Source organism: Streptomyces actinomycinicus, from assembly GCF_016741775.1.
In the GTDB taxonomy this organism is placed as follows: domain Bacteria; phylum Actinomycetota; class Actinomycetes; order Streptomycetales; family Streptomycetaceae; genus Streptomyces; species Streptomyces actinomycinicus.
On record NZ_JAERRK010000045.1, the window covers coordinates 1 to 8,507 of the forward strand.

The 8,507-nt window shown below is 69.3% G+C and carries 8 protein-coding genes and 2 pseudogenes; 2 read left to right on the forward strand and 8 right to left on the reverse strand.

What is annotated here, in order from left to right; genetic code table 11:
* On the reverse strand, window positions 1-338 hold a 338-nt coding region (locus tag JK359_RS38210), incomplete at its 3' end, for an NAD(P)H-binding protein (protein WP_201844307.1).
* Between the two features lie 89 nt (window positions 339-427).
* Between JK359_RS38210 and JK359_RS38215 the strand changes: the two genes are divergently transcribed.
* Window positions 428-1,156, forward strand: coding sequence for a TetR/AcrR family transcriptional regulator (locus JK359_RS38215; RefSeq protein ID WP_201844309.1), 729 nt, complete (start codon window positions 428-430; stop codon window positions 1,154-1,156).
* Window positions 1,157-1,587: 431 nt separating this feature from the next.
* On the opposite strand, the gene JK359_RS38220 is transcribed toward JK359_RS38215, so the two are convergent.
* Window positions 1,588-1,836: a hypothetical protein gene (locus JK359_RS38220; RefSeq protein ID WP_201844311.1), complete on the reverse strand. Its 249-nt coding sequence runs from the start codon at window positions 1,834-1,836 to the stop codon at window positions 1,588-1,590.
* Between the two features lie 97 nt (window positions 1,837-1,933).
* Between JK359_RS38220 and JK359_RS38225 the strand changes: the two are divergent.
* Window positions 1,934-2,717, forward strand: a pseudogene (locus JK359_RS38225) (IS5 family transposase).
* Window positions 2,718-2,793: 76 nt separating this feature from the next.
* On the opposite strand, the gene JK359_RS38230 reads toward JK359_RS38225, so the two are convergent.
* From JK359_RS38230 to modB, 6 genes and pseudogenes are all read right to left on the reverse strand, one after another.
* The gene (locus JK359_RS38230; protein WP_307788467.1) at window positions 2,794-3,642 is read right to left on the reverse strand and encodes an IS5 family transposase; all 849 of its coding nucleotides are present in this window, start codon (window positions 3,640-3,642) and stop codon (window positions 2,794-2,796) included.
* Window positions 3,643-3,727: 85 nt separating this feature from the next.
* On the reverse strand, window positions 3,728-4,432 hold the full coding sequence (locus JK359_RS38235) for a M24 family metallopeptidase (protein WP_236679114.1): 705 nt from the start codon (window positions 4,430-4,432) through the stop codon (window positions 3,728-3,730).
* Between the two features lie 20 nt (window positions 4,433-4,452).
* Window positions 4,453-5,241, reverse strand: coding sequence for a class I SAM-dependent methyltransferase (locus JK359_RS38240; RefSeq protein ID WP_201844313.1), 789 nt, complete (start codon window positions 5,239-5,241; stop codon window positions 4,453-4,455).
* A gap of 90 nt (window positions 5,242-5,331) precedes the next feature.
* Window positions 5,332-6,003: a pyridoxine/pyridoxamine 5'-phosphate oxidase gene (locus JK359_RS38245; protein WP_201844315.1), complete on the reverse strand. Its 672-nt coding sequence runs from the start codon at window positions 6,001-6,003 to the stop codon at window positions 5,332-5,334.
* 789 nt (window positions 6,004-6,792) lie between these two features.
* Window positions 6,793-7,212, reverse strand: coding sequence for a TOBE domain-containing protein (locus JK359_RS38250; RefSeq protein WP_201844317.1), 420 nt, complete (start codon window positions 7,210-7,212; stop codon window positions 6,793-6,795).
* Window positions 7,213-7,633: 421 nt separating this feature from the next.
* Window positions 7,634-8,475: pseudogene (modB, locus tag JK359_RS38260) on the reverse strand (molybdate ABC transporter permease subunit).
* Window positions 8,476-8,507 lie beyond the last annotated feature (32 nt).

Below are 8,507 nucleotides of genomic sequence, written 5' to 3' on the forward strand. Positions count from 1 at the left end.
CGGGAGTCGTGGGCGGCGCCCATCTGGCTGGTGTAGAGGATCCGGCCGACGCCGGCCTTCACGGCGGCGTCGATGGCGGCGCGGTGGCCGCTGACGCACTGCGGGCCCGTGCGGTCGAGGGAGACGAGGAGCAGTTGCTCGGCGCCCTCGAAGGAGTGCACGAGCGAGGCGGGGTCGTCGAAGCTGCCCTGCCGGACCCGGACGCCGCGGCCGGCTAGATCCCGGGCCTTGCGGGGGTCGCGGACGCTGACGCCGACGCGGTCGGCGGGGACACGCTCCAGAAGGCGCTCGACGGTGCGGCGGCCGAGCTTGCCGGTGGCTCCGGTAACGATGATCAAGGGGTTCTCCCAAGGCTGTTTCCGATGGAATCACTTCAACGGTAACACTGGAAATTCCGATGGAACCACACCCTCGGTATCATTGATTCATGGCCACACGCGACTCAACCGACAGCTCTCGGCGCCGCATCGTCGAGGCAGCCGTCGAGCTGCTGGAGAACGGCGGCCCTGACGCGGTGAGCACCCGCGCGGTCGCCGCCGCGGCCGGAATGCAGCCGCCGGCGATCTACCGCCTCTTCGGCGACAAGGAGGGGCTCCTCGAGGCCGTTGCCGAGCACGGCTACGAGCAGTTCCTGGAGAGAAAGCGCGCGCAGCTCGACCCCACCCCGCAGGATCCGGTGGGGGAGCTGCGCCGCGGCTGGGACATGGTGGTCGAGTTCGGGGTCTCCCGCCCCGAGTTGTTTGCGGTGATGAACCGGGCCACCGGCCGGGGATCGGACGCGGCACACCGCGCGGGCCTGGAAATCCTCCATGGACGGGTGCGTCGGCTGGCGGCCGGGGGGTGGCTGCGGGTGGACGAGGAGCTGGCCGCCCAGATCATCCAGGCAACCGGCCAGGGCGCGGTCACCACCTGGCACTCCACCCCTGCTGACCGCCGCAATCCGGCACTGCTGACCGTCCTGCGCGAGTCCATGGTCGCGGCCGTCACCCGTGCCGAGCCAGCGGTCCCCGCCGCGGAGTCCGCTCCAGCCGCGGCGGCCCGCGCGCTTCGCGCCGCCCTCCCCGACGACGCCGGTGTACTGAGCGACGCCGAGCAGCACCTGCTGCGTGAGTGGCTCACGCGCCTGGCGGCGGACGGTGGCGCGCCACACGCCTGATCGCGCATCGGCGCTCTCACGGGGTCTCGGGCGAGGCGAGGTTCCCACCCGGAGACCGGCACGCACTGCAGAGCAGCAACCGGTCCACCCGAACACACCCGGCACATCCACCGCACCATCGCGCGCGAGCGCGGCGGCGCTCCTGGACGGTGGGGCGGAGCGTCGAGGCCGGCGGTGTACTGCTCGGACCGTGCCATCTGCCCTCGCCAGATCGGATCGCGGGGCGCCGGAGGACGTCGGTGGGCTCCCGGTTGCTCTTCCGGAAGGCTTCTAGCCCGTGCTCGTCGATGAACTGCCGCTCGACCTCGTGGGTGCCGGCGCTGGGTCCGCGAGTACGGCGGCACGCCCGGGTCCACGTCATCCTGGCCGACGAAGAGACCTCCGACGTGCCGGCCGCCTGCCCGAGCACGGGTAGGCAGGGCCAGTGTCGGCTACTCGCCGGCCGGACCCTCCGGGGCGTGCCGCACGGCCTTCTTCGCAGCCTGCTCCAGCTCGTACCGGTTGGTCTCGGTGGCTGCGGTGTGTGCGGTGACAGCCGCCTGCGTGGCTTCGCAGGCTTCGCGCCAGCGGCGCAACTGGGCTTCGTGCGCGTCGTCGGCGCACCACGCGAGCTTCTCGCGCTCTCGCTCGGTGGATCGTTCCAGCTGGATCGACCCGTCGGGGACCTCTGCCGCGCGCACGTACCCTACGCGGCGGGTGCAGCGTGCTGACGATCAAGATGTTGAAGGGTTCTCCCCTGAGTCGTCCGGTCTTCGACTACCGTGGGGGGCCTATCATATTTCGCCGTTGACCATCGAAAACAAGCTCGGCCCTCCGTCGCGGGTGCGACCGCAGGGCGGCGGAACGCAGGACACGCCTGACGAGACGCTGTTCCCGGCGATCATTTACGTCCTGGTCAGCGGATGCGCCTGGCCTCAACTTCCCCCGTGCTTCGGCATATCGAAGTCGACGGCTCACCGCCGCTTCCTGATCTGGTCGAGAGCAGGCGTCTGGGGCCGCCTCCACGAAGCAGTGCTGCACCGGCTCGACGACGCCGGCCTCATCGACGTCACCCGCGTCGTCCTCGACACGGCGCACGTGAGGGCCAAAAAGGGGGCGAACACACAGGCCCGAGCCCCGTGGACCGGGGCAAGCCGGGTTCCAAGATGCACATCCTGTCGGACCCGAACGGACTGCCCCTCCTCGTCGGCGTCTCGGCCGGCAACACCCACGACAGCGAAGGGCTGAAGCCCGTGATCGAGGGTCACCAAACGAGACACGACCCTCACAACGGCCGGTACTTCAAGCCTCAGCGCCTGCACGCCGACAAAGCCTATGACCGCGCCGACCTGCGCAGATGGCTCCGATGGAAACGGATCGGAGTACGCATCGCCCGCAAGGGGATCGAGTCCAGCGAACGATTAGGGCGACGCCGCTGGTCATCGAACGCACCATGTCCCGGCTGTCCGGCTACCGCCGACTCAGCCCTCGATACGAACGAAATCCCCGCAACTACCTGGCCTTTCTCGGCCTCGCCGCAGCCATCTGCTGCTACAAGCGACTCGTCCGCCTCACCACGTAGGACACGGTCTAACGCAAAGGCGGTGCGCGTGTGTGGTCACAGCCACTCGTTGATGGCCGCGACAAAGACGGTCGCCTCATAGCGGACCGCGAGCTTGATACCTCGTGGCCACGGCGCGATGACTCTTGAAGCGATTGATGCCACATTCGACCGCGTGCCGAGCCTTGTAGTCCTCGGCGTCGAACTTGGGCGGCCGGCCGCCACGGGCGCCCAGGCTCTTGCGGTTGCGGGCCTGGTCGGCCTTGTCCGGGACTGTGCAGCGAATGCCACGTCGGCGCAGGTTGGCGCGGTTTCTGACGGAAGGCGCACGCCTTGTCGGCCCGCACGCGATCAGGCGGACGCGTGGCCGGCCCGGCCCGATGTGGGGCACGCGAACCTTCTCCAGCACCGGTTGGAACTGCGGCGAGTTTCCATGCTGCCCGGCTGTTACCACGATCGACGTGGGCGTCTGCCCCTGCTCGACGGCCAGGTGCAGCCTGGTGGTGAACCCACCGCGTGAACGCCCCAGCGCGTGATCAGCAGGCTCGGTGAAGTCACCACCCGGTGACTCCTTCTGCAGGTCACCTCGCTTCCGGGCTCCGGCCGCATGCTGATGGGCGCGGCATACCGTGGAGTCGACGCTCAGGTCCCACGTGATCGCACCGTTCGCGTCGGCCAGGGACTGGAGCTGGGCGAGGACCCGGTGCCAGGCGCCATCCCGTTGCCACCGGCGGAGCAGGTCGTAGATCCGGCCCCACGGCCCGTACTCGACGGGTACGTCCCGCCACGGAACACCGGCCCTGACGCGGACCGTATGTCGTCGATGAGCCGCCGCCGAGGCCAGACAGGCCGCCGACCTGTCTTCACATCCTTTGGCGACAACGGCTCGAGCGCCGCCCACTGATCGTCGTGAGATCTCCCCGCGCCATGAATCAAGATCATTCACGCCTCAAGATGCCAATTCGACCCACGGCCTAACCGATGGCAAGACGGTGTCCCCGGCGCCGCCGCCTGGCTGATGGCACCAGACGTCACGTAAGGTCCAGGAGCCCCTTGTGTGAACCGCCGAAGCCCTGGTGTTCGTCGACCAGGTGGATCTCCAGGATCCAGTGGGCCTGCCAGCCTCCTGGCCCGCTGCGGCGGAGGGGCTGGTCGTTGTCCGTGCAGAGGAACGAACTCACCTGCCTCGTATGGGAATTGGCGGCCGATGGTGCTCCGACCAAGCGGCCGACATGCCATCCGCCCAGCGTCCAGCCCGCCTTGGCTACGACAGCCTGGACCTCGGCGTACAATTGCCTGCCCGTGATGCGGGAGTCCCCGTAGAACGCGTCGCGGCCGGCCGCGAATATCTTCGGCAGGTCCTCGATGAGGCAGTGCTTGTGCGGGTCGTTGCCGAAAGCGAGGGTACGGGCAAAATCCGTTTCGTACCCGGTGAGGACCGGACCGAGGTCGGCGACCACGATGTCGTCCTCGCCGATGACGCGGTCCGGTAGCTCCTGTTCGTACGGGAGTACGGTGTGGGGGCCGGAGCGGACGACCGGCTCGGCGCGTCGCGCGGCTGTGCCGAACACCTGCCTGGCCAGGTCCCCGATCCAGTTGCCCGTCTCGTGTTCACTGTTGCCTGGTGCGATCACGTTGCGGGCCATGACGTCGGCGAACAAGGCTTGCGCCATCCGCTGTGCCTCCACCAGTCCCAGAGCCCGCAGCCGCTCGTCCATCCGGTCCGGTCCTGCCATCTTGCCGTCCCTCTTTTTCCTCATGCTCCGCTTACGCGGGTTGCGCGCACGATCACGAGCGACCCTTCGCACGTCGGCCGAACACGCAGGTGGCCGAATTCCTCGTCCCAGACGCCGGATTCCAGGTCGTGCCGCAAGGTCCGGTCGAAGCGTTCGCGAACCCGGTCGTCGACAAAGCTCCAGGCCGAACACGCCTGGCGGGCGGCCGGGTCGAGGAGCATCTCGGGGCGGCCGTAGTACGCCTCGTTGAACCCGTCCGTGCAGTCCAGGGGGATGGGTACGGTCTGGACGGTGCCGGTGCCGCCCAGCGCAGCGGTCAGCTCCTCGACCGGTGGGTAGCGGCGGGCCTCGGTCTCCAGCACCTCGGGCGCGTACCGGTACAGCCAGAAGCCCCGGACCAGAGCGGGATCGCAGGTCAGGATGACCAGGGGCCCGCGGGTCACGCGCCGCATCTCGCGCAGGCCGGCCCTGAAGTCGGACCACTGGTGCACGCTGAACAGCGTCATCGCCGCGTCGAACTCACCGTCGGTGAAGGGCAGGTCCTCGGCCACGGCGTCGATGGCCCGGGCGAGCTGCGTCGGCCGCTGGGCACGCATCGACTCCGAGGGCTCGACCGCCGTCACCGCACGTGCCGCGTTCTCGTACGATCCGGCGCCGGCGCCGACGTTGAGCACCCTGCGGGCGTCGCCGAGGGCCTCGGCGATGAACCGGGCGATCCGTTCGTCCGGTCGACGGTAGGAGGAGTATCCAGAGCCGATGGCGCCGTAGTCGACGTCGCCGGCGCTGCCGTCCCGGGTGCGCGTGGTCATGGGGTTTTCCTCGCTTCGTGAGCAGGAACAGGGGGAAGGGATCCCCACACACGCATCGGTTGTGCCGGTCGGTGCGGGGGCGCGGGGACGCTACGGCCAGAGCTGGAACCGCTGCCAGCCGTTCCCGGCACGTTCGTAGCGCAGCCGGGTGTGCACACGGCTCTTCGCCGCCTGCCAGAACTCCACCTCGGCCGGCGCGAGGGTGTAGAGGGTCCATGCGGAGTCGACGAGCGAGGGGTCCTTGTCGATCCGGGCCCGCGACTCCTCCAGGGCCTTGTCCCGTTCGGTGGTGTCCGTCAGGTACTGGCTCTGACGGCCCAGCAGGGACTCGGCGCGGGCGGTCGCCGACCGGTCGAGGAAGTCGGCCGCGTTGTCTCGGGACGGGGCCGGAGTCACGGGCCCGCGCAGCCGCACCTGCCGGCCGTGCTCGGGCCAGTAGAAGGTGAGTGCGGCCCGCGCATGGACGGCGAGCTGGCGCCCCTTTGGACTGAAGCGGTGTCCGGCGAACTGCCAGCCCGAGGTGTCCACGCCCTTGAGGATCAGCACGCGTGCGTCCGGGTCGCCTGCCTCGTCGACCGTGGACAAGGTCATCGCGTGCGGATCGCGCAGACCGTCCGCCACGGCCTCGGACAGCCAGGACAGGAACAGACGTACGGGATCGGCCGGAGCGCGCTCAGGCGCGAACTCTGGAAGCGGCCCCGCGAACACCTCGATGTCCCGCAGCCACCCGCGGACAGTGCTGCCGTGATCGCCGTCCCCCATTGGGCTGCCTCCTCCACAGGACACCTTCTAACAGCCATCCTGCATCTGCGGCGGTTGTTCGACAATCGCTTGGCAAATGCTCGGCTGAAGCCACAAAAGACTTCGCTGATGAGTATCGGATGTTGGAGGTAGTGACAATGGGGATCCCCAGGTCGCGGAAACGAACCGGGCGGGCGCGCTCGTTGCGACGGCCGGAAGGGGCTCGCGTCTGGAGGGATAGTGCATGTCACATAGTGAGACGATGCGTCGCGCCCGCGCCTTGGTGATCGCCATGGGGGCGATCCAGCTTCTGCCCGAGGTGCCGGGATTGGCTCCTCTGCGGGGCGGAGACGTCTTTTCGTCTCCCTTCTGCCATGGCTGGCAGACGCAGGACCGGCCTCTTGCGGTCGTTGGCGCCCGCCCGGTCCCCGTGCCTGGCAGCAACTCTTGCTGCTGCGGCGCTTCACCGCAGACCTCGCCCTCATCAGCAACTGACCGACCCAACTGGCACCCGGGGGGCCGGGATCGCGACGCGTGAGGAGGAGGTCGACCAGGAGGTCTCAAGAGACGGTCTGCTGTACGGGATGAGATTCACGAACGGCGAAGTGCTGCAACGAGCGGTGCTGTTCGCTGCAACCACGCGCCATCAGGCTTCTCGCCTGCTCCAGAGGCTGGGCTGCCATGTCGTGTCCGCGCACAGCCGTCTTTGACCGTTGCCGGGCCAGTCGGCTATGCCACGAACACGGCGATTGCGGTGAACAACGCTCTCATCGCCGAGGAGACCGTGCAGGACGCCCCACCCACCTGGGGTCATACGGCTGAGAGCGAGACCTCCGTCGACTTGAACAGGGCGGTGACGGCGGAGCCCTCGGCCAGGCCCAGGTCGGTGGCCGCGTCCTTGGTGATCGCGGCGGTCAGTTCGGCGCCCTGGACCGAGACCCTGACGGTGGCCATGGCGGCGCCCGTCGCGACTTCTCGTACGGTGCCGGACAGCCGGTTGCGGATGGACAGGCCCTCCACCGGGCCCGTTGCCAGTGCAACCTCCGTTGACTTGACGAGGGTGTGCACCGCAGAGCCTTCGGCGAGGCCGAGGTCCTTGACGGCGCCGAGGGTGATCGCGGCGGTGACGTCCTGGCCGCCGTCGAGGCGGACCTTGACCGTGGCCATGGCTTCGCCCGGGGTGACGGCGGTGACGGTGCCGGGGATCTGGTTGCGGATGCTCAGGCTCATCGGGGGACGCCTCGCAGAGTATGGGTGATTTGCCTGTCTTCGGTTGTTACGTGGCCCACCGTAGTCCCGGCGGAAGTGTGGCCCGTTGCGACACCGTCGCAAGCGCGAGGCAAAGATCATGCGATGCCTCGCAGACGCGGGTCGGCCAGTTCTGGTCGCGTGTTCTGTCCGTCTGCTCAGGCGGGGTACGCGTGCGTCTGGGCGGCCTTGACCGTCGCCCAGACGCTGGCCCCGGGGCGCAGGTCGAGTTGGCCGGCGGCCACGGGCCGTTGGGGCCCAGGAGCGCGATCACGTCACCGGGCCCCGCGGTCAGTGCCACGTCGAGGCGGAAGGCACCGCGCTCGACCACCAGCCGGGCATCGAGCCCCTCAGGGGCCGGCCCGGGGGGCGACGGCGTCCTGTGAGGGCTTGCGGGTGTCGGTCATGAGGCGGGCATCCAGCGATCACGCAGCCCGGCCGGCACCGCGATCGACACGGCCAGCAGGACCAGGCTGAGTGCGATCGCCGCGTCCGGATCGTATTGGAGGGCCAGGTAGACGGCGAGGGGCATGGTCTGGGTGCGGCCGGGGAAGTTGCCCGCGAAGGTGTTCGTGGCGCCGAACTCGCCGAGCGCGGGCCCAGGCCAGCACGGCGCCCGCCGCGATACCAGGGGCGATGAGCGGCAGGGTGACCCGGCGGAACGCGGTGAAGCGGGAGGCGCCGAGCGTGGCGGCCGCTTCCTCGTACCGGGAGTCAGCGGCTCGCAGGGTCCCCTCCACGCTGATGACCAGGAACGGCATCGCGACGAACGCCTCCGCGATCACAACCCCCGCGGTGGTGAACGGCAGGGTGATGCCGAACCAGGAGTCGAGCCACTTGCCGATGACTCCGTTGCGGCCGAGCGCCATGAGTAGGGCCACACCGCCCACCACCGGTGGCAGGACGAGCGGCAGGGTCACCAGGGCCCGGACCAGACCACGCCCCGGGAACTCGATGCGTGCAAGCAGCCAGGCCAGCGGGACGCCGAACACCAGGCAAAGCACGGTCGCCGCTGTCGCGCAGATCAGCGACAGGCGGAGGGCCTGCCACACCTCGCTGCTGGTCAGCAGGCCGGGCATGCTGCGCCAGGGAGCCTGAGCAGCAGCGCGATCAGCGGAAGGACCAGAAACGCCATGCCGATCAGCGCGGGCACGAAGGGGGAGCGGGGCACCCGCGGATGCGGCGGCGCCGCGTCCCACCCGTGCGGGGGCCGGCCGCGGCGCCGGTCTTGCGGAACGAGGTCACGGCTTGAGGAACCCCGCCTGACCCAGGACCTT

Bases quoted from the DNA above. Each gene is read 5' to 3' on its own strand.
- JK359_RS38215 (WP_201844309.1), top strand. From the start codon at position 428: ATGGCCACACGCGACTCAACCGACAGCTCTCGGCGCCGCATCGTCGAG.
- JK359_RS38235 (WP_236679114.1), bottom strand. From the start codon at position 4,432: ATGGCAGGACCGGACCGGATGGACGAGCGGCTGCGGGCTCTGGGACTG.
- JK359_RS38240 (WP_201844313.1), bottom strand. From the start codon at position 5,241: ATGACCACGCGCACCCGGGACGGCAGCGCCGGCGACGTCGACTACGGC.
- JK359_RS38245 (WP_201844315.1), bottom strand. From the start codon at position 6,003: ATGGGGGACGGCGATCACGGCAGCACTGTCCGCGGGTGGCTGCGGGAC.
- JK359_RS38250 (WP_201844317.1), bottom strand. From the start codon at position 7,212: ATGAGCCTGAGCATCCGCAACCAGATCCCCGGCACCGTCACCGCCGTC.